General features: G+C 37.5%; 25 protein-coding genes. 14 read left to right on the top strand and 11 right to left on the bottom strand.

Going from position 1 to position 22,432, the window contains the following annotated elements; translation table 11 throughout:
• Positions 1 to 568, bottom strand: a 568-nt coding sequence (locus ESU54_RS14665) for a transposase (RefSeq protein ID WP_211362152.1), incomplete at its 3' end; no start/stop codon positions are given.
• 246 nt (positions 569 to 814) lie between these two features.
• Here ESU54_RS14665 and ESU54_RS14660 point away from each other — a divergent pair.
• The gene (locus tag ESU54_RS14660) at positions 815 to 1,234 is read left to right on the top strand and encodes a hypothetical protein (protein ID WP_111843157.1); all 420 of its coding nucleotides are present in this window, start codon (positions 815 to 817) and stop codon (positions 1,232 to 1,234) included.
• 122 nt (positions 1,235 to 1,356) lie between these two features.
• Here ESU54_RS14660 and ESU54_RS14655 read toward each other — a convergent pair whose 3' ends face one another.
• Entirely contained in the window at positions 1,357 to 3,159 is a 1,803-nt protein-coding gene (locus ESU54_RS14655) for a hypothetical protein (protein WP_111843158.1), read from the bottom strand.
• Positions 3,160 to 3,552: 393 nt separating this feature from the next.
• Here ESU54_RS14655 and ESU54_RS14650 point away from each other — a divergent pair, with 393 nt between their 5' ends.
• The 4 genes from ESU54_RS14650 (at position 3,553) to ESU54_RS14635 (ending at position 7,093) form a co-directional block, all read left to right on the top strand.
• Complete coding sequence (locus ESU54_RS14650; RefSeq protein WP_111843159.1) at positions 3,553 to 4,608, top strand: ligand-binding sensor domain-containing protein; 1,056 nt, start codon at positions 3,553 to 3,555, stop codon at positions 4,606 to 4,608.
• Between the two features lie 114 nt (positions 4,609 to 4,722).
• Positions 4,723 to 4,830: an NINE protein gene (locus tag ESU54_RS14645; protein ID WP_111843160.1), complete on the top strand. Its 108-nt coding sequence runs from the start codon at positions 4,723 to 4,725 to the stop codon at positions 4,828 to 4,830.
• Positions 4,831 to 4,957: 127 nt separating this feature from the next.
• Positions 4,958 to 6,538, top strand: coding sequence for a T9SS type A sorting domain-containing protein (locus tag ESU54_RS14640; protein ID WP_111843161.1), 1,581 nt, complete (start codon positions 4,958 to 4,960; stop codon positions 6,536 to 6,538).
• 198 nt (positions 6,539 to 6,736) lie between these two features.
• Positions 6,737 to 7,093 (top strand): bleomycin resistance protein, encoded by a 357-nt coding sequence (locus tag ESU54_RS14635; RefSeq protein ID WP_111843162.1) that lies wholly within the window; start codon positions 6,737 to 6,739, stop codon positions 7,091 to 7,093.
• Positions 7,094 to 7,165: 72 nt separating this feature from the next.
• Here the strand turns inward: ESU54_RS14635 and ESU54_RS14630 are convergent, their stop codons facing one another.
• From ESU54_RS14630 to ESU54_RS14595, 8 genes are all read right to left on the bottom strand, one after another.
• Positions 7,166 to 7,948 (bottom strand): ABC transporter permease, encoded by a 783-nt coding sequence (locus ESU54_RS14630; protein WP_111843163.1) that lies wholly within the window; start codon positions 7,946 to 7,948, stop codon positions 7,166 to 7,168.
• Positions 7,941 to 8,651, bottom strand: a complete 711-nt coding sequence (locus ESU54_RS14625) for an ABC transporter ATP-binding protein (protein ID WP_111843164.1) — start codon at positions 8,649 to 8,651, stop codon at positions 7,941 to 7,943. The genes ESU54_RS14630 and ESU54_RS14625 overlap by 8 nt, the downstream gene beginning before the upstream one ends.
• Positions 8,638 to 9,891, bottom strand: coding sequence for a nitrous oxide reductase family maturation protein NosD (locus tag ESU54_RS14620; protein WP_394348876.1), 1,254 nt, complete (start codon positions 9,889 to 9,891; stop codon positions 8,638 to 8,640). Before ESU54_RS14620 ends, ESU54_RS14625 begins: the two co-directional genes overlap by 14 nt.
• Positions 9,892 to 10,088: 197 nt before the next feature.
• Positions 10,089 to 10,523 carry a nitrous oxide reductase accessory protein NosL gene (locus tag ESU54_RS14615; protein WP_111843165.1) on the bottom strand — a complete coding sequence of 145 codons (435 nt, stop codon included), beginning with the start codon at positions 10,521 to 10,523 and terminating at the stop codon, positions 10,089 to 10,091.
• A 30-nt stretch (positions 10,524 to 10,553) separates the two neighbouring features.
• Positions 10,554 to 11,168 (bottom strand): hypothetical protein, encoded by a 615-nt coding sequence (locus tag ESU54_RS14610; RefSeq protein ID WP_111843166.1) that lies wholly within the window; start codon positions 11,166 to 11,168, stop codon positions 10,554 to 10,556.
• 208 nt (positions 11,169 to 11,376) lie between these two features.
• Positions 11,377 to 13,344 (bottom strand): Sec-dependent nitrous-oxide reductase, encoded by a 1,968-nt coding sequence (nosZ, locus tag ESU54_RS14605; RefSeq protein ID WP_111843167.1) that lies wholly within the window; start codon positions 13,342 to 13,344, stop codon positions 11,377 to 11,379.
• Positions 13,345 to 13,377: 33 nt separating this feature from the next.
• Positions 13,378 to 13,956 (bottom strand): fasciclin domain-containing protein, encoded by a 579-nt coding sequence (locus tag ESU54_RS14600; protein WP_111843168.1) that lies wholly within the window; start codon positions 13,954 to 13,956, stop codon positions 13,378 to 13,380.
• 69 nt (positions 13,957 to 14,025) lie between these two features.
• Positions 14,026 to 14,529 (bottom strand): c-type cytochrome, encoded by a 504-nt coding sequence (locus ESU54_RS14595; protein WP_111843169.1) that lies wholly within the window; start codon positions 14,527 to 14,529, stop codon positions 14,026 to 14,028.
• 225 nt (positions 14,530 to 14,754) lie between these two features.
• On the opposite strand from ESU54_RS14595, the gene ESU54_RS14590 reads away from it, so the two are divergent.
• Positions 14,755 to 15,582 carry a universal stress protein gene (locus ESU54_RS14590; RefSeq protein WP_111843171.1) on the top strand — a complete coding sequence of 276 codons (828 nt, stop codon included), beginning with the start codon at positions 14,755 to 14,757 and terminating at the stop codon, positions 15,580 to 15,582.
• 13 nt (positions 15,583 to 15,595) lie between these two features.
• Here the strand turns inward: ESU54_RS14590 and ESU54_RS14585 are convergent, their stop codons facing one another.
• Positions 15,596 to 16,228 carry a putative periplasmic lipoprotein gene (locus ESU54_RS14585; protein ID WP_111843172.1) on the bottom strand — a complete coding sequence of 211 codons (633 nt, stop codon included), beginning with the start codon at positions 16,226 to 16,228 and terminating at the stop codon, positions 15,596 to 15,598.
• A gap of 254 nt (positions 16,229 to 16,482) precedes the next feature.
• On the opposite strand from ESU54_RS14585, the gene ESU54_RS14580 reads away from it, so the two are divergent.
• From ESU54_RS14580 to ESU54_RS14545, 8 genes are read left to right on the top strand one after another with little or no spacing between them, the layout of a single operon-like run.
• Positions 16,483 to 17,097 carry a TetR/AcrR family transcriptional regulator gene (locus ESU54_RS14580; RefSeq protein WP_111843173.1) on the top strand — a complete coding sequence of 205 codons (615 nt, stop codon included), beginning with the start codon at positions 16,483 to 16,485 and terminating at the stop codon, positions 17,095 to 17,097.
• Entirely contained in the window at positions 17,094 to 18,350 is a 1,257-nt protein-coding gene (locus tag ESU54_RS14575) for a TolC family protein (RefSeq protein WP_111843174.1), read from the top strand. The genes ESU54_RS14580 and ESU54_RS14575 overlap by 4 nt, the downstream gene beginning before the upstream one ends.
• A gap of 13 nt (positions 18,351 to 18,363) precedes the next feature.
• Positions 18,364 to 19,248 carry an HlyD family secretion protein gene (locus tag ESU54_RS14570; protein ID WP_111843175.1) on the top strand — a complete coding sequence of 295 codons (885 nt, stop codon included), beginning with the start codon at positions 18,364 to 18,366 and terminating at the stop codon, positions 19,246 to 19,248.
• A gap of 50 nt (positions 19,249 to 19,298) precedes the next feature.
• Entirely contained in the window at positions 19,299 to 19,688 is a 390-nt protein-coding gene (locus ESU54_RS14565) for a VOC family protein (RefSeq protein WP_111843176.1), read from the top strand.
• Positions 19,689 to 19,714: 26 nt separating this feature from the next.
• Positions 19,715 to 20,215 (top strand): hypothetical protein, encoded by a 501-nt coding sequence (locus tag ESU54_RS14560; protein ID WP_111843177.1) that lies wholly within the window; start codon positions 19,715 to 19,717, stop codon positions 20,213 to 20,215.
• A gap of 17 nt (positions 20,216 to 20,232) precedes the next feature.
• Complete coding sequence (locus ESU54_RS14555) at positions 20,233 to 20,691, top strand: OsmC family protein (protein ID WP_111843178.1); 459 nt, start codon at positions 20,233 to 20,235, stop codon at positions 20,689 to 20,691.
• A complete protein-coding gene (locus ESU54_RS14550) occupies positions 20,692 to 21,594 on the top strand; it encodes an ABC transporter ATP-binding protein (protein WP_111843179.1) in 903 nt (300 codons plus the stop codon).
• Complete coding sequence (locus tag ESU54_RS14545; protein WP_111843180.1) at positions 21,594 to 22,328, top strand: ABC transporter ATP-binding protein; 735 nt, start codon at positions 21,594 to 21,596, stop codon at positions 22,326 to 22,328. The genes ESU54_RS14550 and ESU54_RS14545 overlap by 1 nt, the downstream gene beginning before the upstream one ends.
• Positions 22,329 to 22,432: the final 104 nt, after the last annotated feature.

The raw sequence follows: 22,432 nt of genomic DNA, 5'->3' as shown, positions 1-22,432 counted from the left end.
CGCCTTTGCTCTTGCGAAAAGGTTTTTCTTTATCCATTGTGCTTATGTGGCGAATCTTACGAAGATGTGATTCCAGCTCTTCTTCCGGAACCTTCAGCTCCAGGCTGTCCATAGAGGCATTGGCCTTGACCGGGGCGCTGTCCACCGTCTGGGTATGGCCGCTGACCATCCCGGCATCCACGCAAAGCGTGAAGACCTTTGTAAATACTGCTTCAAAAACATCCTCAGGAAAGAGTTGCCGCGTACGGCTGATGGTAGAGTGCCAAGGAAGTTCCTCGTCTATGTCATAGCCTAAAAAGTAGAGGATATCCATGCGCATCCCGCAATGTTCCACAAGCTTGCGGTCGCTGGTGATATTCTCCAAATAACCAACCAGACAGAGCTTGAAAAATACGATCGGGTCGATACTCTTCTGGCCGCTGTCGCCATAAAAGTCCCTTGTAAGTGTATATAAGTACTCTAGGTCCAGAGACGACCGGAGCCGGCGGTAAAAATTGTGCTCTGGAACGCGCTCGCTCAAACGGAAATCGTTGAAGAGCTTTTCTTGGTAGATCTTTTTTCCTTGCATACCATGAAATTAAGGAAAATTGCTAACTTGTGCAACAGGCACACCGTGTATAATTAATTGCTAGGTCACTGCCGACTTACGAACATTCCTGCGGAATATTCTATCTGTGATTTATTTGCTAAATTAGTTGCTTAACCACGCAACTAACCATACACATCACGTTGGCAGTAATTAAAAAACACACAACTATAATTGAAAATAACGCAACCTTTATGGTAAATTAACATCAACAAATAAAAATGAATTATGAAAAATGGAATTTATAAAATTATTTTAATTGCAATATTATCTTTGGCTTTTAACTCTTGTAAGAATGACGACGACAATAATGAAAATCAAAATCTTAACGGAAATTATAGTGGAACATTTACGGTCGAATATTTAAATGGAGACACTTTTACGAATCCTGTGACAGTCAGTTTTGATGGAGAAAATAATTATCAAAGTAGTGGTGACAGTGAAAACATCCCTGCTGGTGGAAGTGGAACTTATGAAAAAGGAAATTCAACAATAGATTTTAACGACATTAATATTTGGACTGCCGATTTTGACTGGAATTTAATTTTAGGAGGCGAGTATGATTATTTATTAAATGGAAATGAATTAACAATTTCAGCTAACAGAACTGAACTAGGGCTATACAAATATGAATTGGTAAAAGAATAACTACTGCCAACAATGGTAACCGTTGCACAACCCCCTAATTTTTAAAAACCGAACTTTTATAAGCCGCTTTAAGCGGCTTTGTTTTTTTGTTCAGGCTTGAAAATGTAAACTATTTGGAGCCACTACCCTATCTGCAATCGAGATTCCTGTATTTGAAAAATTTCTATTTTGGCTTCCTCCAAATCCTGTTTAAATTGCGCTTTATTACCTAAACTATAAGTTGCCGCCAAGCCGTGATAATGTGCGATGCCATCCAGAAGATTCTCGCTGAATTTTTCCCAAGATTTAAAATCACGCGTAGATGGAGATAAAGTTCGTTCTATTTCCTTTTTCAGAAAATCTATATAAAGTTTTAATTCGGTAACAAACATTGAGGCTCGATTGGGGTTTTGCACAATATCTTTTCGGCCATAAATATGGTCAGTCATATCCTGTAAACTAGCAATCTTTGAAAAATTGACAATGTTTGGCCCTGGGCAAATTGTAACGGCAGTTAGTTTTTTAAGAAATGGCACGTCATGACTAATCGCGGCAGCGTTGCTTAAGCCAATACAAAGACATTCCTTGCTCAAAACATCATCGCGTTGCTGTTCCAATTCTTCTTTGGAAAGATTTAGGGTTTCCAATTGCTGCAGCTTCAATTTCTGGTATTTACTTGACGCTGTACAAATTGGCTCTTTGGTAAACTCGGTGTTTGAAACCAATAGTTTTTCAGTACACGGACTGCCAGGTTTATCTTTCACTATTCGGTCCAGACGTTCTTTTTCGGCGGTGGTTCCTTTTAAATAGTTGAACTGCACTCCCAGAGGTGAAGCTTTACTGCGAACCACATCATTTTCTTTGGATTGCACCAATAATTCCAGCGTATTTTCATCAACAGTTGTCGCTTCTGGGCAAAGTAAAAATGGCGTACCCCAACCAGTGCCATCCACTTGATAATACTCACGCAAAAAACTGTCTTCTTCACTGGTCCCAATTCCACCTTGAACTGTTATTTTTATAGGGTGAGGTTTGGAAAAACCTCTTTTACCTTTACCCATTACTGCTGGATTGTAAAGCTCAAAAAGGCTGTCCTGCAGCTCTTGTTTTTTCTCTTTAAATTCTTGAAGAATAGGTCCCATTAGTAAACCTTGCGTAGCAAAAACGTGACCGCCACAATTGAGTCCAGACTCTATGCGAAACTCACTTACCCAAATTCCCTTTTTTGCCAAATATTTTCCTTGTATCAAGGCCGAACGATAATCACTTACTTTAATGACAACTTTTTTGTAAAAACGGCCCCATTGGTATGCATCAAATGCCGAAAAACCTTCCATATAATTGTAAAGACGGGGATTCATTCCGGCAGAAAAAATAACAGATGAATTGGTTAGATCACTCTGAGCATACCCTTTTAATGCAGTCAGCGCATCTGAACCATTTTCTATTATTTCTTTGTTCTTAGCCAAATTATCCTTGTCCACTTTAGTCATTATATTTACTTCAATAGCACCAGGAACAACAAGCTTGAGCAGAAAGTTTTCTAATAATCTTTTCTTTTCGGGGTTTGAAGTAAAAAGCCATTCTTGATACCTTTTCTTTAGCATACTTGTATCTGGAAGCATTTCGAAATACTTTACTAAGTCAGACCCAGTTTCAAAAGCAGCTGTTTTTAGTTGTTCCATTTTGGAAGTAACAATACGCTGCATCAAATCTAGGTAATCAGTAATGCGGCGTGCCCTAAAGTCGTCTTCCTTTACAGTAATAGGCACATAGGTTTCATTGTTTTTTTGGTAGTAATATTTTCGCATCACTTCCAATAAATTGTCTTCAATTATTGAAATTGCTGAATTGATGCCGAAACAAGCTACTTTTATGGGAGTATCTATGGTGTAGGCAATTCCCATCACGGGAATGTGGAAAGTGTGCGGACTGGTGTTTTGCATTTAAAAAGAATTTGGATTGAAAATGCGGTAAAGGTCAGAAATCCAAAATTTGCATAGTATGACCAAAGTCATAAAAAATACACATTAATCTTTAATTTAAATTCAACTGGCATTATAAGGTTTAGAAATGGGTTCTAAACGCTTCAAATGGGGTTCGTAAACTATGCGTTTGAGTTGGTAGACCTATATTATGGGGTTCAAAACCCTAACGTTGGGGTTCGTAATGTATCCAGCGCTGTTCTGAACCTATCAGGAAGGGTTTGGAAGAGGTAAATTTGTATATTTGATATTAAACAAAATAATCCTATCAAGGAGGAATAAACTCTATAATAGTGTTTATCCGAATGTTAACGATAACTCTATGACGACACTGTAACAATCAAACAGACAACAATGAAATTAAACATACTTTTATTTCTGAGCATTTTAGCTCTGTTGACATCGTGCAATGGACAGACCTCTAATAAGAAAAAAAACACTGACCAGTTTAAAGAACTATTGGTAAAGGGCGACACCGTAAAAGATCTTGGAAGCAGCATTATGGTTGTTTATCAAGACAAAAAGAATATTTATTGGTTTGGAAGTTGGGAAACGGGGGTGTATAGATATGATGGAAAAACATTCACTAATTTTACAACAAAGCACGGTTTATCAAACAACAGAATTGACGAAATTAAAGAAGATAAATTTGGCAACATATATTTTAATAGCTGTCATCCCAATTCAACAATTGTTAAGTTTGATGGACATACTTTCACTACATTAACCGCAATACCCAGTAATGAATGGAAACTTCAATCAGATGATTTATGGTTTAGACATTCTTATGAATTTGAGAATAAAGTATATCGGTATGATGGTATTACTTTATATGAATTGCAGTTGTCCAAGCCACCAAACCTCTCTAATCCTTTTGGAATCTATAGCATTTATAAAGATAAGAAAGGAAACATTTGGTTTGGCACAAACCCTGTTGGAGTTTGCCGATACGATGGAAAATCGTTTGAATGGATTACGGAAGAGGATGTGACTGAATTTCGAAATGAAGGGGCAAACGGAGTGCGTTCAATTACGGAAGACAAAAATGGCGACTTTTGGTTCAATACCGAATATCGGTATAGTATTTACGACAGTGTAGCATTAAAAAGCAATACATTTTACACAAGACACGAAAGCATAGGCGGTTTAGATGGGAAAAAGGACAGCGATTTGGACGAGTATCTATCAACAGTAAGAGACAACAATAATAATTTGTGGTTTGTAACCTATCGTAGTGGTATTTGGAAATATGATGGAACGAAAATTACGCATTATGTAGTTCAAGATAATTCAAAAGACATTACGCTATTCAGCATTTACAAAGACAACAATGGTGACCTTTGGCTTGGAACGCACGAAAACGGAGCATATAAATTTAATGGGACAACATTTGAAAAATTCACGCCATGACGAACAACAGAAGAGCTACCGCTAACAAAACCTATAAGCAATAGGCCCTAAGGGACGTTACTACTTATAGCTAAACTGTGGGCAAGCTAAAGAAAATGAAACGCACTACATATTATGAAAAATAAGACAACAGCAACATTAATAGCTTTCTTCATAGGAGGACTTGGAATTCATAGATTCTATTTAAACCAAATTGCACAAGGACAAGAAAAAGAAAAATAAGGCAGACGGTGGCAAGGAAGAATTTGAGCGGTTTTATAAGCAGAAAATAAAGGAGCAGGAAGCATTAAAGAAACTTTTAGAAACACTGAAAAAAAAGAATATAATTACTGATTTTTAATAAATACTTATGAAAAAAAATGTACTTATTGCACTGTTCATGTTGCCTTTGGCAATTTTTGCCCAGGCACCCGGAACACTTGACACCTCATTCGGTAATGGGGGTACCGTTATTATCGATAACGGAAATTTAGATCTTTTTAATGATGTAGTAGTTCAGGATGACCAAAAAATTGTGGCTATCGGAATGACCTACGATGCAAGTTTTGTGGCATCAACAAAGGCTTACAGGTTTTTGCCTGATGGCAGCCTTGACATGACCTTTGCCACGAATGGCATTTTTACCTATTCACTTAACGCAGAAGCCAATGTATTTGATGTCCTTATCAAAGAGGATGGCAAAATACTGATGGTTGGCAGCACAACTGATTATAACGACTACCGCATATTGCTCATCCAGTTAAATGAAAATGGTAGCTTGGATGGCACTTTTGGATTAGGCGGTGTTGTGGTACAAAAAGTGAGTCCGATAACGGCGGGGTTTTTCGAAGATTTTGGCACCTCTGTAGCCATGCAGGATAATAAGATTCTGGTAGCGGGCTCATTAAAAACGCTGGATTATAATAACGCTCCAATGGTAGTGCGTTTTAATGAAAATGGTGAACTTGATACCACATTTGGAGATGCCGGAGTAGTAACAATACCTGTAATTGAATCGGAAAATGTTTTTGATTCCCTTGTTGTGCAGGATGATGGAAAAATAGTTGCTTCTGGACATTATTCTGTTGGTCTGAATTATTTTGCAATGCTCGTTGTTAGGTTTATGCCCAACGGCACACTTGATACTACATTTGGAAATAATGGGCAGACGGTAATTCCGCTTGGCGCTGATGCTGAAGGTTTTGGAATGAAACTAACAGCCGAAAATAAAATCGTAGTGGCTGGTTTTACCGCTTCACCTCAGTACAACTACGATATGCTATTAATGCAATTTGACACAGACGGTAATCTTGACGCTGGTTTTGGAGTGGATGGCATCGTTGTTTCTGACCTGGGAAATTATGATGTTGGAAGCGCTATTCATATCCAGGAAGACGGTAAGATACTTGTAGCTGGCGGAACCGGTGAAGGAGCACCCAATGATGTGGAAATGGCTGTATGGCGTTACCTGGCTGACGGTACCGCCGACATTACATTTGGTGTTGATGGAATCGCAAAGGTCCAGATATCTGGGCAGGTGGATGAAGCCCTAGGTATGGCCCTTCAGGCTGATGGCAATATAGTAATTGCCGGTAAAGCACGAAACGCAAATAACAATCATGATTTTATTGTGGCTCGTATGTTGAACGATTTAGAATTATCAACTCCTGGGTTCATTGCAAATACAAGCCAGTCCATAGCCCCTAATCCAGTAGCGGCAGGCGGCAATTTGCATATAAGTTACGAAATCACTGAGGCTACAAAAGTGCAGATTGAAGTGTATAATTTGATTGGCGCCCTCGTTTATGTAGCTGATTTGGGATATCACCAAACAGGTTTACAAATATTAACTTTTACTATTCCGGCTCATATGAGTACCGGTATATTTTATATCAGGACACGTACTGAAGGAAGCGTTTCAAATACTTCAAAACTGATCGTAACCGAATGAACTAAAGCACGGGGTTATTAAAAGCGTAGCTGCGCAGATTAGTATTGCTAAAATCTTGAAATTAAAACAACACTGGAACATCTTTTATAAAGTTTTAAACTTTGTAAAAGGTGGATTGCAGCTATTATTCGCCTCGCAACGATTCATTAGTTTTTGTGTTATATTTGAGGATAAACCATCTTGAAATTTTAAAAATATATGCTAACTGACATTAATCCGAAACTACCAATGCGTGACAAAAGCGTCACAAGAGACTTTTACATTATTCAGTTGGGATTCAAAGAATTTGGAAATGCTGACTATGATGGTTATTTAATGTTAGAAAAAGACAACATTCAGATTCACTTCTTTGAATTCAAAGCGCTTGAGCCCAAAGTGAATTACGGACAAGTCTATATCAGAACTGACAATATTGAGGGATTTTATAAATCATTATTAGATAAACAGACAAGTATTCATCCTAATGGAACATTAGAAATTAAACCTTGGGGACAAAAGGAGTTTTCAGTCCTGGATCCAGACAATAACCTACTTACATTTGGACAAAGTATTTGAAATAAAAAACGAACCGCCAACAAATTATATTCGATAATATTTTTTAATTGGTGAGATACTGAACGTCACTCCTTAAAAATCCTTACGTTTAGCAATTCGCCAAATAAAGAAAGTAGGCACGAGAACCCAAACAATCAACATAGCTGATGATAGCAACAATCCAAAATTTGTTCCGAAGAACTTTTGGAACACTGCGCCGGTATAGCCTAAAAGTGCCGAAATATCGAGTTTTAAAAGAATCAATACCCGCGACAAATCCACTGGGTTCAACATTGTAGCCAAAAGTGAAAATTTATCTAAGGGGTAGTCTTCAAAATAGAGCAAAGACATTAAAAAGATACCGTCATAAATTACGGCCATAAACAACCAAAGTAGGATGGCATAACCAAAACCTTTGATTCTATTTTCGTTGGAAAGCGCAATTACAAAAGCCAGAGCAGTAAAAATAAAGGTCAAAAATGCGCCTGTTACCAGTAAAAGGGAAAAGTCCCAAATGGCGCTACTGTTGAAGATTCCATAAAAAATAAAGGGCACTCCCAAGCCAATGACCAAACTCATGGAAAGCGAGGTGGCAACGCCGAAATACTGCCCCAAAAAGATAGAACTCCGTTTTACGGGTTGCGCCAAGAGCAGTTCGGTGAATTCGCGCGAGTTGTAATAATACATTACCCCGAAAATGGTGCCTATGAGCGGCACCAAAATAATGATTACATTCATCAACGTTATTACCGCTTTGGAAAGGTCGTTGTTCAAAAACAATAATACCACGCCAAGCAATAAATAGAACAAGAAATACACGTAGCTCCAACGGCTTCGCATTAAATCGTAAAAACTGTATTTTAATATTTTAAGCATAACTTGAAGATAAAATGGAGGCTATTGCGTGTTCAAAATCGGGTTGTTCGGTTTTCTCTTTCAATTCTGAAACACTTCCTTTGAAATAAATTTTTCCTTCTAGCAAAAAAACAATTTCGTCTGAAACCTCTTCAACAAAACTTAAAATATGCGAGGTGATTAAAATTGTTTTTCCTTTTTCCTTTTCAGAATTGATAAGGTTTTTCAAACGCAAATGTGAAATTGGATCCAATCCATTAGTGGGTTCATCCAAAATAATCAATGGACTATCAAACATAAACGTTAGCACCAAATTCACTTTTTGTTTTGTTCCACCAGAAAGATTTGCCAATTTTTTATTGAGATATGGCTGCAGCTTGAAAAGCTCGATCAATTCATCATCTTTAGTAGCTTTTGAATCGCGCAAATCCTTTATCATCGCAATCAGTTCGCTCACTTTTAGGTTGCCAGGAAAGTTAGCTATTTGCGGCAGGTAGTCTATTTCGTTTCGGTATTTAAAATTGTTTTTTAGCGGTTTACCGTCAATAAAAATTTGTCCGGAATTTGGTAAAACCATTCCCAAAATACATTTAATGAGGGTGGTTTTTCCCGAGCCATTTGGACCCAGAACGGAAAAAATACCACTGCGCTCAATAGTAAGATCAATGCCCTTAAGCACTTCGTTCTTACCAAATTTTTTATATAAATCCTTAACTTCTATCATGGTTTATAGTCTTCATTTTTGGGTTTTCGTCCAACAAATCATCGGGGGTGAAAACAGGAGAAACTTTTTCTGAAAAATCAATAATGTCTATGAAAAGGCTTCGCAATAAAATAATGGTTTCCGGTGTACGGTTTACGATGTAGGAAAATAGTTTTACGGGACGGTATGGCACATCGCCAATCCCGTTTTTATCAAGATCGTAGCCCGCGTAATTACTCCAGTAATTACTGTTAAAAACATTATCATTCAAACCGCCGTTATATGAAATATCGAAAGAGTTGTATAGAAAATTGTTATTCTTAAACGCATTGGTATAACAAGCGCCACGAACCTTTATGGCCCACCCGTTACTAATGAAGTCATTGTTTGAATATTCAATGCGGTTGCTGCCTTCAATATTGATACCCACGGTGTTTTCTTGAAAAACATTGTCGTTTATTTTGGCATCGTTTATCTCTTTTAGCAAAAGTCCGAAAGCAGCTGTACCCCAGTTTTTCTTAAAAACATTATGGTTCATATCCACAAATTTTGAAAACATAACAGCCACTCCTGCCCCATTATTTTCAAAAATGTTGTAATCATAAACATTATGGTTACTGAACATAAAATGCAGTCCGTAACGTAGGTTGTTTCTGCTTATATTTTGACGAATTATTATGTTATCTGAAAATTCAAGATAGATTCCATCACGCACTTTTTGCACATTATTTCCGCGCACCTCAACACCCTTACAATACCATAGCTGGATTCCATTACCAGAATTGTATTCGTTTACGGCATCACCTTTTATTTTGTTGTTTAGTACTTTTCCGTTGTTGGATTTTTCAAGATAAATTCCGAAGAAAAGTTTTTCCAATTCTAAATTCTGAATTAAATAACCATCTTTCTTAATTACACGAACAGCTGCATAATCTGCAGTATAACTGGTACCGACGTTGATTATTTTGAAACCGTCCACGGTAACATTGTCTGAAACAATCTTTATTATTTCGCCCCTATCTTCCCCATCAATTGTTGGAAGATTCTCACCCAACAGAATAATGCTCTTGTCAATGATGATGTTCACTTCTTTGTAAATTCCCTTTTTGACCAAAACCGTATCTCCATCTGAAGCTTGTGCAACTCCTTCCTTAATTGTTTTCACAGCACAGGTACTACAAACAGTTATGGTTTTTGCCCAAGCTGATGTAGTGCCGAAAACTAGCAAAAAGAAAGTGAATATGTAAAGTGTTTTTTTCAAGTTTGAAGTGAAGTTAGCCAATAAAAAGCCATCAGCAAAAATGTTGTTTTTTTTTAAAAATTTAAGATAGTAAATTCAATTTATACTTGAGAGTTTAGAAGAGCTCAATTAATCATTTTATAAAAAAGATTTCAGCAAATTCTTTCGAATAATCAAGCTTTCGGAAAACTTGCTGAAACCCTAATTATTAAAAAAGGTTATTGTTTCAAGTAATTTTGGATTTCTTCCCAAGAAAATACTTCTCCTGTGAATTTTTCCTTTGCAGTTCTGGCAGCCTTTTCATTTTCAAAAGCAGAAAGGTTTGCACCCATTGGGCTGGCAACTTGATCGCTCACTAAATAGGAAGCCATTGTTGCGTCCATCAATTGGCCAGGCTGGTTGAAATCTGCGGTCAAATACAGGGCGATTTCAGTGTCTTTCAATTCGTCCTGTAATGAATGAATCATACATTCTGTTGCATCATATTTAAATGCTTTTCCTTTTGTGGTTACAAGTTGTGATGCGTGCTGCCTGTCTACAATAGCCATATTACAGTAATGACAAGCATCTGTTCCGTATTCTATATGCTGAGGGCTTACGTTGCAAGAAACAAGCAAGGTTGTAATAATACCCAAAAAGATGAAATGTTTCATTATGTAGTTACAGTTTATAAAGATGATTTTTTAGTTGCTTTTTTTATATTCTTTCTTGCCAACGAAGAAAGCCACAATGGTCAACATCATTCCAACAAACATCATATATGCTCCGGTTGCTGGCCAAGAATCTACATCAAAATTAAGCATTTTTTGATAACCAATCAACGGTGGTTTGTAGGACATTGGTGTGCCGTCTGGATTGAGTAATTTCATAATTGCTTTTGGATTTAGATCGGTTCCGTATTCCAGAAGCCACGAGTTAAAATCGTACATTCCCATAATACCTAAAACAGACATAAAAAGAAACCAACCGAGGAACCATTTGTAGCTCACTTTTCCAAAGAAGCCAAGCAAACCAATAAGGACCCCAAGAGCTACCATAGCACCTATTACCATCGGAAATACTTGAAACTCCCACATATCTTTTGGCTCGGGAATGGTTTTCATTCCTATATAATGATTCAATCCATCAATATTTTGGATATCAAACTCCTGTACACCTTGGATTCCTTTAATATAAATATCCATTCCCAGCGGGTTTGGATACTGGGGTGCGCCCAGCATGATGTTCCACAAAGGGAATTTAAAAAGACCCAATAGCAGCAAGGAGCCAATTATCATTATTATTCCTGCTTTTTTCATTTTGTTTAAATTTTAAATCTTAAACGTCAGTGTGTGGTTGGTGTGGTTTATGTATTCGTGAGGATCTTTTCATTGTTGACTTTTTCTAATTTGAAAAAAAAAGGGTTTCTGAAGGTTTTTAAAAGACGGGGGAAATCAACAACCCCCGTCTTTTTACTGAAAATACCATGAATCACTAATCAGGTATTTTCACAACTAAAAACTTCTTTTAATCTTCGCCCAATGAGAACTTAAGTTCTGTATTGGAACCTGCAGGACTTACACGAACGTAACCTTGCATCTCTTGGTGCAATGCAGAACAGAAATCTGGACAATAGAATGGCCATACTCCTGGTTGTTTTGGGTACCAAATGAAGGTTTCGGTTTGTCCTGGCATAATCAACAACTCTGAAGTGTTGGCACCAATCATACTGATACCGTGTGGTACATCGTAATCCTGCTCGTGGTTTGTAACGTGGAAGAAAACCTTATCGCCCACTTTTACACCTTCAATGTTATCTGGGTTAAAGTGGCTTCGGATCATCGTCATATAGATATGAACTTCGTTTCCTTTGCGCTCTACCCTTGCGTCACCATCAGTAAGTGTAGCATAAGGGTGCTTGTTTTCTGACAATTTGAATATTTGTTTTGAGTTTTTGGCAACAATCTCTGCAGGAATACCAGCAGCATAGTGTGGCTCTCCAATAGTTGGAAAATCCAGTAATAGTTCCATTTTGTCACCAGTTATGTCAAATAACTGTGCAGACTGGGTAACCTCTGGTCCTGTAGGTAAATATCTATCTTTTGTAATCTTGTTTAAAGCAACAAAGTACTTACCGAAAGGCTTACGTGAGTTACCTCCAGGAATCATCCCGTGGCCTACAGAGTAAAACACTGGTTGACGATCTACAACTTCCCAAGTTCCCAATTTCCATTTTACTACTTCAGAAGAGATAAAGAAGGTTGTATAAGCATTTCCTTTACCGTCAAACTCTGTGTGCAATGGACCTAGACCTGGTTGTTTTACGACACCTGCTAGTACATCTTCGAATTTTAAAATTGGAATACCATAAGCTTCACCGTCAAATTTTTTCTTTTCAATAGCATCAAGCATTTTTGTAAAAGAGTGAACTGTTAAATCGGCAGAAAGTTTTCCGTTACCTACAATGTATTCCCCAGTTGGATCTACGTCACAACCGTGAGGAGATTTTGGAGTTGGAAGAAAATACACAGCACCAGGAACATCCAATGGGTTTACGGTAAGCACTTCTTTCAACATTGTTGAGGTAGCTGAATGGGTTTCATCATTATACACGTTGTGTGCATAATTAGCAGGAACTTTAGTTCCTCCACCATTATTCACATATTCTTCAATTTTTTTCCAGTTTACGGCTGCAATAAAATCTTTATCGTTTTGTGAAGCGTTCACTTCTAACAAAGTGTTTGCTTCTTCAGTATTATAAGTTGTGAAGAAAAACCAACCATGGGACTTGTCGCGTCCTGGGTGAGAAAGGTCGTAATCAAAACCAGGCATCAACAATTGGAATTTTATTGCCATACTGCCACTTTCAGGATCAACGCTGATGAATGAAAGAGCGCCTTTAAAGTTTCCTTTGTAATCTTTAATAGGCATATCGCGCTGTGGAATAGGCACAGAGAAACGGGTTCCTGCAACTACATATTCCGTATTTTCAGTAACGAAAGAAGAACTGTGGTTACCTGCACTGTTAGGCACCTCTAGAATCTCAGCAGTTTCAAAAGTGGTAAGATCTATCCGTGCAATACGAGGGGTATTGTTTTCATTTATAAAAACCCAACGTCCATCCAATTCACCATTCGTCTGTGAAATATCCGGGTGGTGGCTATCACCCCAAGGCACAAAGCCATAAGAGGTTTCCAACATTGGTTTACTTTCTTCATTGTAACCATAAGCCTTTTCAGGATCTTGTGAAAATACAGGAATCACTTTAAACAAACGCCCTGATGGCAATCCGTAAACAGACAGCTGTCCACTAAATCCCCCTGATACGAAGGCATAAAACTCATCGTGCTCACCTGGAGCTACGTACACTTTTTCGGCAGCATTGGTGGCCAAACCACCCTGCCCCTTGTTTCCTCTTTTGTTTCCGCCATTGTTACAGCTCACCAAACCGGCAACCATAATTATGGAAACTAAAATATTGATTGTTCTTTTCATTGTTCTCTTGTTTAAATTATATTATTCAATTGGTTAATTTGCTGGTAAAATCACTTTGTCAACCACATGTACTATCCCGTTTCCGGCGGGTACGCTCGCAAGGATTTTGGCACCACCTACAAATACATCTTCACCTATAACTTCAACGGTGACGCTTTCACCACCTGCTTGACCCAGTTTTTTAAATTTTTTCAAAAAATCTTTAGAATAGTTCCCAGGGGTTACGTGGTTTTTCAAGATATAAGCGAGTTTCTCCTTGTTTTCAGGTTTTAACAACTCTTCCACAGTTCCTGCAGGCAAGGCGTCAAATGCAGCATTTGTAGGCGCAAAGACCATCAATGGACCTGCATTTACCAATGAATTTTCCAAGCCTGCCGCTTGAACTGCGGCAACAAGTGTTGTGTGGTCGGGCGAACCAATTGCAATTTGAAGTATATTCGGTTTTGATTCGTCATTTTCAATAAATGCCTGTCCTTGTCTTTCAGTAGTGGCTTCGGTTGTTGTGGAACTTTCAACAGCAGTTCCGTCACCGTCGGTTGTTGTTTCGTTTTTGCAAGCTGAAAACACGAGGATTGCAGCTGAAACAAATAGCAGTTTAAGTGTCGTTTTCATTTTTGGTTTTGGTTTTTAAAACCTTGCAGGGCCTAGACCCTGCAAGGGGTTTGGTTGTTTAAGTATAAATTAAAGTGTCCTAAAATATTCCAATACTTGTCTGGCTTCTTCTTCGGTAAGACCTTGATTAGCCATTGGAGAACCATTAAACTCTATAAGAAGTGCTTTTGCTAATGGATCTTTTTTAATCATATCCTCAGGATCCAAAATCATATTCATAATCCATTCTGGTGTACGTCTTAGTAAGATATCTTTTGGTGCTGGACCAACAAATTTTTTGTCCGGTTTATGGCAGGCCATACATTTTGTTTTATAAACCTCCATTCCTTTTGCAGCCATTGCATTGTCAATTGTAGCTGGAAGCTCCAAACTTTTAATCGGCCCAACTCCTTTGTTTGTTAAATCGATCATTTCCGATGGCTTTACAGTTGCGGCTGGCTCCTCTTTAGGGGTTTCAGTAGCAGCTGACTTTTGGCCAATCTGGATACCATCGTTCTTTTTTTCTTCTTTTCCGCCACAGCTTATCAAAGTAATGATTGCGATTGCGGCTAGTGATTTCATTATATTTTTCATAGTTGATAAAATTATTTTACAAGGCAAAATTAAGATTCGAAAGAGAAATAGAATATGACTTTTATCATACAAAAGGAGTATTTTGTCCTCTAAATAAAAATTATAGGCAAATCTTTCAATTTCAAAGTAATAAATTAAAAAAACACTTTTACCGTTGTATGATTAAAGTCATTTTTGAAGCGGCCTTGAAAAATTATATTTGATAAAAAATTTTAAAAACTTGTAATGAAAAACATTCTTTTACCCACAGATTTTTCAGAAAACTCAAAGAATGCCATTAGGTTTGCTATGGCTTTTTTTGAAGGTGAAACTTGCACATTTAATATTCTCAATTCGCAAAAACCATCGGGCTATATAACAGCAGATGTACTTTACGGCGCTCCTGGTACTTCGGTTTATGATGGCATTCTGAATGATAATAAAAAGGAGCTTGAGAAAATAGTTCAATTTTGTAAATCAATTTCTGCAAAGGAAGATTTCACTTTTGTTCCCAAAATTGACTTTGACAATATTATTGATGCTGTAAACCAAGCGGTTGCCCTGTACAATATTGAACTTATAGTTATGGGAACTAACGGAGCTACGGGAGCTGAAGAAGTTGTTTTTGGGAGCAACACCTTAAAAATTATACGAAAGGTTGATTGCCCTGTTATTGTGGTCCCAGAAGGATTTATTTTTGAAAAAATTAATTCTGTTTTGCTGTCGCTTAATTATCAATACGATGTACCTAACAAATCGCTCAATGTTGTTTCAGAAATAGTTAAAAAACACAAAGCATCCCTGAAAATTCTTGAAATAGAGGAAGAAAATATTGAACTGGTAGCTCAAAGAAACCAAACGGAAGATGTGTTCAAGGAAATTGGTTTTGAGCGTTTCTCTATAAAAAACATTCCCGCATCAATAGCCATTAATGCATTTGAGCAGCTAATACCCGTTCAGCTTCACGCAATGGTTGTGGAGCATAAAAGCTTTTTGGACCGTTTCATTTTTGGATCAGAAACTTCTAAAATTAATTACACTTCTCCTATACCACTCTTGATACTTCACGAGTGAGTTTGTGAAAAAGTTATTTTACTATCAAAAGATTGTTCTTTTCGAGCGTTTGCACAAGTGTTTTTACATAATCGCGAATGGTAGATGCAGCTCCCGGGGGATCAACAATGTCTATTTTTCCGCGCCATATTAAATCTCGCTCCTCGCCTGGACAAAGGCAATACAAAGAAGTCTCAGTGTTGTAAACTGGATAATCCTCCGTTTGCTGGTTGCCGTAAACAGGCCTATTTTCGTTATAATAATCACTGAATGACTCAAATGATTTTGTGAGGTTTCGGTAAGATTGTCTAATAGTTACCTTGTTTTCCTGCCCAGTGACCTTTGAAAAAAGAACCGCATCAAAACCAGCATCCAGCAGTTCTTTTTCAATATTTTTTAAGTTCTCTTCCGTTTGAATGTTTTCATTAAAAGTACTTTCGAAATAATCAACGCTTTTCACAGCAATCACACCTTCGGCTTCCAAAGCTTGTAGCAGACTATACTCAAATTGGCGCTGGAGTTCTCCATCTGGAGTTAAACCAACCACCAAAACTTTATTAGCTTGAAAATTTGGACTTTCCGTATTTATATATTCATCCACCAACTTGCTGCTGGAACAACCGGAAAGCAGTAGTGTGAAAATTGCTATGGCGAATAATTTTTGCATCGTATTTTATTTAAAAATTAATTACTCAGTGCCGTATTTACTTATTAATCAATAATTTGTAAATATACGCTTCTGTTTTTTTAAATTTTGAAGTAATAACAAAAGAAACAATAAACTTAAAGTATTCCTGAACATTCAAAAATGATATTCATCAGTCATTATTGGATAATTTTTAAAATTTCCCTAAAAATCTTCTGTGTAAAGATATATTATGTACTTTTGTTAACCAAATGGTTAAACCATAAAGTTGAAAAATGGCAAAAACAAATAAAAATATAGACACCGAAGGGCAAATACTGGACGCCGCAAAAAATGTATTTCAAAAAAAGGGAATGGATGGTGCGCGTATGCAGGAAATTGCGAACGAAGCAGGTATTAATAAAGCGATGCTACATTATTATTACCGAAGCAAACAATTACTTTTTGAAGCGGTTTTTAGCAATGCCTTTTCTCTTCTGGCCCCGCAATTGAACAAAATTTTAAACGACGATTCATCGATTGAGGACAAAGTGAAAAACTTCACACATAATTACATTTCCTTTATAACAAAGCACCCCTACCTTCCTAATTTCATTATTCAGGAACTGAACCGAAACCCAAAATTTTTTGAAAAAATACAGCAAAACACCGCTTTTCCAACACTGGAAAAATTTAAAAACCAAGTTACGGCTGAAGTAGAAAAAGGCATTTTGAAACCCATTGACGGCGAGCAACTCTTTATCAATATTATTTCGCTGAATATTTTCCCATTCATTGCTACTCCATTGATAAAAGGGTTTTTGAAAATTGACGACAAGGGTTTTAAACAATTAATGGAACAGCGTAAAACTGCAGTTTCGGAGTTTATTATCAATTCAATAAAAAAATGAAAAAGTTTCTATTTATAATTTTCGCAATCACTCCCATCTTAGTATTTGCCCAGCAAACGCTCACTTTGGAAGAGTGCTACGTCCTAGGGGAAAAAAACTATCCGTTGGCGAAACAAACCGCATTATTAGAAGAAAAAGCAAACTCTGAAATTAAGGTTTTGGAAAAAGAAAGGCTTCCAAAATTGGATTTAAATGCGCAGGCTACCTATCAATCAGACGTTATTGAATTTCCCTTACAAATACCAAATTCTACCGTTGTGCCACCCAACAAAGACCAATATCGCGCCACGCTGGATGCAACCCAGTTGATTTATAACGGCGGAAATATTGCGGCGAACACAAAACTGAAAACTGCAGAACTAGCTGCACAACAACAACAAATTGCCGTCAATCTTTACACGTTAAAATCGCGGATTAACCAAAATTATTTCAGTGTTTTACTCTTTCAGGAACAGGAAAAATTACTCCTTTCAAAAATGGAGCAGCTCGATGCACGCTTAAAAGAAGCAAACGCCGGCGTGAAATACGGCGCAGCTCTCCCCGCTTCTGAACAAATGCTGAAAGCGGAGCTACTGAAACTGAAACAACAGCTTTTGCAAATTAATTTTGACAGAGAAAAGGCACTGAAAAACCTCTCTTTGCTGATTTTTCAGAATTTGGGCAATGATACAACCTTGGACAATCCAGACATTTTGGTTGCTCCAGAAATTGATTCGAAGCGACCCGAACTGGAGCTTTTTGAGCTGCAAAAAACACAACTTGAAACTTCAAAAGAAGTTATTTCAAAAGAAAATTATCCCAAACTTTTGGGTTTTGGGCAGGCCGGTTATGGCAATCCAGGATTGAATATGTTGGACAATTCATTTCAGGATTTCTATATGGTTGGGTTGAAATTGAATTGGAACATTTTTGATTGGGGAAAAACGAAGGATAAAAAACAGGCTGTCGATATTTCAAAAGAAATAGTTTCCACAGAAAAAGAAACTTTTGTGTTGAACAACGAAATGCAACAAAAAGAAGCTGAAAGTGACATTGATAAATATGAAGCCATGTTACTAAAAGATTTGGAAATCATTGAACTGCGTGAGCAAGTTTTAAAGGCCACGACTTCACAATTACAGAATGGCGCCATTACTTCTTCGGAATATATAACAGAACTAAACAATCTTTATGAGGCAAGAATTGACCAACAATTACACAAGGTCCAACTGGCGCTCGCAAAGGCAAATTACAAAATAATAAAGGGATTTTAATTAAATATTTACGATGAAAAATATAAAAATATTGTTTTTGGCAAGCTTGGCAGGAAGTCTATTTTCCTGTTCCAACAGTGAAAGAGCTGATGGTTACGGAAATTTTGAAGCTACTGAAATCACAATCTCTTCCGAAGCAAACGGAAAACTCGAATTTATAAATTTAGAGGAAGGTCAAATTTTGGAAAACGGAGCAATCGTCGGACTGGTTGATACAGTTCAGCCTTATTTAAACAAACAACAGCTTCTTGCTTCAAAGGAAACAGTTGCATCAAAATCGGGAGGCGTTTGGTCGCAAGTAAGTGTTTTGAATCAACAATTGCAAACCGCCAAAACGGAACAACAACGCATCCAAAATATGTTTGACGAAAATGCAGCCACCCAACGACAATTAGATCAAGCCAACAGTCAAGTGGATGTTTTGAAAAAGCAAATTCAAAATGTGGAAACCCAAAATGCACCCATAGTAAACGAGGTAAAATCCATTGATGCCAAAGTGGCGCAAATAGAGGAACAGATTGCGAAAAGTAAAATTACTAATCCAATAAAGGGAACGGTTTTGACTAAATATACCGAGCCGGGCGAAATTGTTTCCTTCGGAAAACCACTTTATAAAATAGCAGATTTAGAGGAAATGACCCTTCGAGTTTACATAAGCGAAACACAACTTCCGAATATTAAAATCGGGCAAGATGTAACTGTTAAAATTGATTCGGGGGAAGAAATGAAAGAATACAAAGGTGCCATAAGTTGGATTTCGGCTTCTGCAGAATTCACACCGAAAATAATTCAAACAAAAGAGGAGCGCGTAAATCTAGTTTATGCGGTAAAAGTTACAGTAAAAAACGATGGCAGCCTGAAAATTGGGATGCCCGCCGAGATGTGGATTCGAAATTAGTAATCAGTGGTCAGTGGTCAGTGGTCAGTGGTCAGTAAAAAATAAAAAATATGGAAACAGTTGAATTTATATTATATGTCTCGGATCAAGTTTTGAGTACTGAGTTTTATGAAAAACTGTTCAATTTAACTCCTAGTTTGAACGTACCGGGAATGACTGAATTCAATCTTTCGGAAACCGTAAAACTTGGGTTGATGCCCGAAAGTGGCATTTCGAATATTCTTTGTCCAGTAATGCCACATCCCAAAATTGCCCATGGAATTCCGCGTTGCGAATTGTATTTAAAATTAACAAATCCCGCTGATTATTTGGAGCGGGGCATCCAATTGGGTGGAAAGAACATCAGTGAACTGCAAGCCCGCGATTGGGGTGACATTGTGGGATACATAGCCGATTTGGATGGTCACGTAATCGCTTTCGCCGGAAATAGTAACTCTTAATATTTAAACACTTAAACTTTTAAATTATGAAAAAAACAATCTTAACAACAGCAATCATTTCAGCATTATTAATAGGCTGTAATGAAACCAAACACAAAGAAGAAAGCACGGAAACCGTTGAAACCACCGAAGGAGTAAACAAACACGAAATGGAAGAAATGGCCGCCGAAACCCATTCAATGAACAATGCTTGGGTAAACGAGATAAAACTGGACAACGGTAGCAAATGGCAAGCCAATATGGAAACAACCGAAGGCGTTAACAAAATGCTCAGCTTAATTAAAGCCAGCGACCCAAAAACCGTGGAAGATTACCACACTTTGGCTTCAAAACTAAATGAGGATAAAAACGTAGTGATCAAAAAATGTACGATGAAAGGTCCATCACACGATAATCTACACGTTTTTCTTCATCCACTTATCGAGAAAGTTGAAGCTTTGGGAAAAGTTTCAACTGCAGAAGAAGGTTCTGAAATTACTGCAAGCATCAAAGAAAATCTAGAAGGTTATTACAATTATTTTCAATAAACAAAACTCAAAAAATAATGGAAAAGCATCATTATAACGTAGATATAAACTGGAACCAAGACCGAAAAGGAATGATGTGCTCGCCAGAATTGGCAAGTAGTAATTCGATTACTGCTAACTGCATTGAAGTGGCCACACCGCCAGATTTCCTAAAAGGAATGCCGAATATTTGGTCGCCTGAACATCTTTTCACTGCGTCAGTAAGCAGTTGCTTGATGACTACGTTTTTAGCAATCGCTGAAAACTCAAAACTGGATTTTTCTGGTTTCAGTTGCAAATCGAAAGGTGTTATGGAGAGAGTGGACGGCAAATATTTAATGACGGAAGTAATTTTGGAGCCAACTGTAACCATTAAAGACGAAAAAGACCGAGAGCGTGCCGAAAAGATTCTTCAAAAATCGGAAGCAGCCTGTTTGATTTCAAATTCAATAAAATCGAAAGTTACGATGGAAGTCTCCATAAAAATAGACGCGTAAATGAGTATATCCCTTAGCAATATCAGCAAATCCTATAAAAAGGTAAAAGCGGTGCAGGACATTTCGTTTGATGTGGAACCTGGCGAGCTCTTTGGCCTCATCGGCCCCGATGGTGCTGGAAAAACTACCATTTTCAGGATTTTGACCACACTGTTAATTCCTGATGAAGGTACTGCCACAGTTGCTGGATTTGATGTTGTAGAGGATTATAAAGCTATTCGAAACGCCGTAGGTTATATGCCAGGGCGGTTTTCGCTTTATCAAGATTTGACAGTGGAAGAAAACCTGACATTTTTCGCCACTATTTTCGGGACGACGATTGAAGAAAACTACGACTTGATCGAGGATATTTATGTGCAAATCGAACCTTTTAAAGATCGACGCGCAGGAAAACTTTCAGGCGGGATGAAGCAAAAACTCGCGCTGTGCTGCGCTTTGATCCACAAACCCAAAGTGCTTTTTCTGGACGAACCCACAACAGGAGTGGATCCGGTTTCGCGCAAAGAGTTTTGGGAAATGCTGAAACGCTTGCAGAAAAAAGGAATTACCATATTGGTTTCAACTCCATATATGGACGAAGCAGCTTTATGCGATAGAATTGCACTGATTCAGGATGGCGAAATATTGGATATTGATACTCCAAAAGCAATTGTAAGCAAATTCCCTAAAACTATTTATAATGTGGGGGCAAATAATATGTACAAATTGATACAAGCACTTCAGAGTTACAAGCATTTGTACAGCGTATTTCCGTTTGGAGAGTTTGTGCATTACACCGATAAAAGGGATTCTTTTCAAATAGCAGATTTAAAATCTTATCTGCAAAACAAAGGTCTAGCAAATATTAGTATAGAAGCCGCGCAACCCAATATAGAGGATGCCTTTATGGAATTAGCGAAATAATGAAAAAGGAAAATGTTATAGTAGCCGAAGAATTAACAAAGGCTTTTGGCGATTTTAAGGCTGTGAATGCTATCAGTTTTGAAGTCAAAAAAGGTGAAATATTTGGGTTTTTGGGTGCTAATGGTGCTGGAAAAACAACAGCGATGAAAATGCTGATAGGAATTTCAAAACCTTCCTCGGGCCAAGCAACTGTAGCAGGATTTGATGTATATACACAGACCGAGTCCATCAAAAAAAATATTGGTTATATGAGCCAGAAATTTGCGCTTTATGACGATTTAACGGTGAAAGAAAACATCACCTTTTTTGGAGGAATCTATGGTTTATCCAGAGCAAAAATTAAAGAAAAAAGAGAACAATTGGTTTCAGAATTGGGCTTGGAAAACATTAGCAATAAATTGGTTGGCTCCCTGCCTTTGGGCTGGAAGCAAAAGTTATCGTTTTCAGTTTCACTTTTACACGAACCAAAGATTGTTTTTTTGGATGAACCCACGGGCGGCGTTGACCCCATAACTCGTAGACAATTTTGGGAAATGATTTACAAAGCAGCAGATCAAGGCACTACCATTTTTGTAACCACCCACTATATGGACGAGGCAGAATATTGCGATCGCGTTTCCATAATGGTTGAAGGAAAAATAGAAGCTTTGGATACACCGAAAAAATTAAAAGAACAATTTAAGGTTGACTCAATGAACGATGTGTTCTTGAAATTGGCACGAAATATTGAATAAGTTTAAAAATCCTTTTGTCATTTCGAGCGCAGTCGAGAACTTTAGAGTACGGGTTTGTCAATTAGGTCTCGACTGCGCTCGACCAGACAAGTGAAATTGTTTTT

It is taken from the genome of Aequorivita antarctica (assembly GCF_007997155.1).
In the GTDB taxonomy this organism is placed as follows: Bacteria; Bacteroidota; Bacteroidia; order Flavobacteriales; family Flavobacteriaceae; genus Aequorivita; species Aequorivita antarctica.
The sequence above is the reverse complement of the archived record's forward strand: the minus strand, read 5'-3'. Positions and strand labels throughout refer to the sequence as shown.

Bases quoted from the DNA above. Each gene is read 5' to 3' on its own strand.
- ESU54_RS14600 (WP_111843168.1), bottom strand. From the start codon at position 13,956: ATGAAAACGACACTTAAACTGCTATTTGTTTCAGCTGCAATCCTCGTG.
- ESU54_RS14590 (WP_111843171.1), top strand. From the start codon at position 14,755: ATGAAAAACATTCTTTTACCCACAGATTTTTCAGAAAACTCAAAGAAT.
- ESU54_RS14570 (WP_111843175.1), top strand. From the start codon at position 18,364: ATGAAAAATATAAAAATATTGTTTTTGGCAAGCTTGGCAGGAAGTCTA.
- ESU54_RS14615 (WP_111843165.1), bottom strand. From the start codon at position 10,523: ATGAAACATTTCATCTTTTTGGGTATTATTACAACCTTGCTTGTTTCT.
- ESU54_RS14580 (WP_111843173.1), top strand. From the start codon at position 16,483: ATGGCAAAAACAAATAAAAATATAGACACCGAAGGGCAAATACTGGAC.
- ESU54_RS14595 (WP_111843169.1), bottom strand. From the start codon at position 14,529: ATGAAAAATATAATGAAATCACTAGCCGCAATCGCAATCATTACTTTG.
- ESU54_RS14585 (WP_111843172.1), bottom strand. From the start codon at position 16,228: ATGCAAAAATTATTCGCCATAGCAATTTTCACACTACTGCTTTCCGGT.
- ESU54_RS14555 (WP_111843178.1), top strand. From the start codon at position 20,233: ATGGAAAAGCATCATTATAACGTAGATATAAACTGGAACCAAGACCGA.
- ESU54_RS14550 (WP_111843179.1), top strand. From the start codon at position 20,692: ATGAGTATATCCCTTAGCAATATCAGCAAATCCTATAAAAAGGTAAAA.
- ESU54_RS14545 (WP_111843180.1), top strand. From the start codon at position 21,594: ATGAAAAAGGAAAATGTTATAGTAGCCGAAGAATTAACAAAGGCTTTT.
- ESU54_RS14645 (WP_111843160.1), top strand. From the start codon at position 4,723: ATGAAAAATAAGACAACAGCAACATTAATAGCTTTCTTCATAGGAGGA.
- nosZ (WP_111843167.1), bottom strand. From the start codon at position 13,344: ATGAAAAGAACAATCAATATTTTAGTTTCCATAATTATGGTTGCCGGT.
- ESU54_RS14660 (WP_111843157.1), top strand. From the start codon at position 815: ATGAAAAATGGAATTTATAAAATTATTTTAATTGCAATATTATCTTTG.
- ESU54_RS14640 (WP_111843161.1), top strand. From the start codon at position 4,958: ATGAAAAAAAATGTACTTATTGCACTGTTCATGTTGCCTTTGGCAATT.
- ESU54_RS14650 (WP_111843159.1), top strand. From the start codon at position 3,553: ATGAAATTAAACATACTTTTATTTCTGAGCATTTTAGCTCTGTTGACA.
- ESU54_RS14610 (WP_111843166.1), bottom strand. From the start codon at position 11,168: ATGAAAAAAGCAGGAATAATAATGATAATTGGCTCCTTGCTGCTATTG.
- ESU54_RS14630 (WP_111843163.1), bottom strand. From the start codon at position 7,948: ATGCTTAAAATATTAAAATACAGTTTTTACGATTTAATGCGAAGCCGT.
- ESU54_RS14560 (WP_111843177.1), top strand. From the start codon at position 19,715: ATGAAAAAAACAATCTTAACAACAGCAATCATTTCAGCATTATTAATA.
- ESU54_RS14565 (WP_111843176.1), top strand. From the start codon at position 19,299: ATGGAAACAGTTGAATTTATATTATATGTCTCGGATCAAGTTTTGAGT.
- ESU54_RS14635 (WP_111843162.1), top strand. From the start codon at position 6,737: ATGCTAACTGACATTAATCCGAAACTACCAATGCGTGACAAAAGCGTC.
- ESU54_RS14575 (WP_111843174.1), top strand. From the start codon at position 17,094: ATGAAAAAGTTTCTATTTATAATTTTCGCAATCACTCCCATCTTAGTA.
- ESU54_RS14655 (WP_111843158.1), bottom strand. From the start codon at position 3,159: ATGCAAAACACCAGTCCGCACACTTTCCACATTCCCGTGATGGGAATT.
- ESU54_RS14625 (WP_111843164.1), bottom strand. From the start codon at position 8,651: ATGATAGAAGTTAAGGATTTATATAAAAAATTTGGTAAGAACGAAGTG.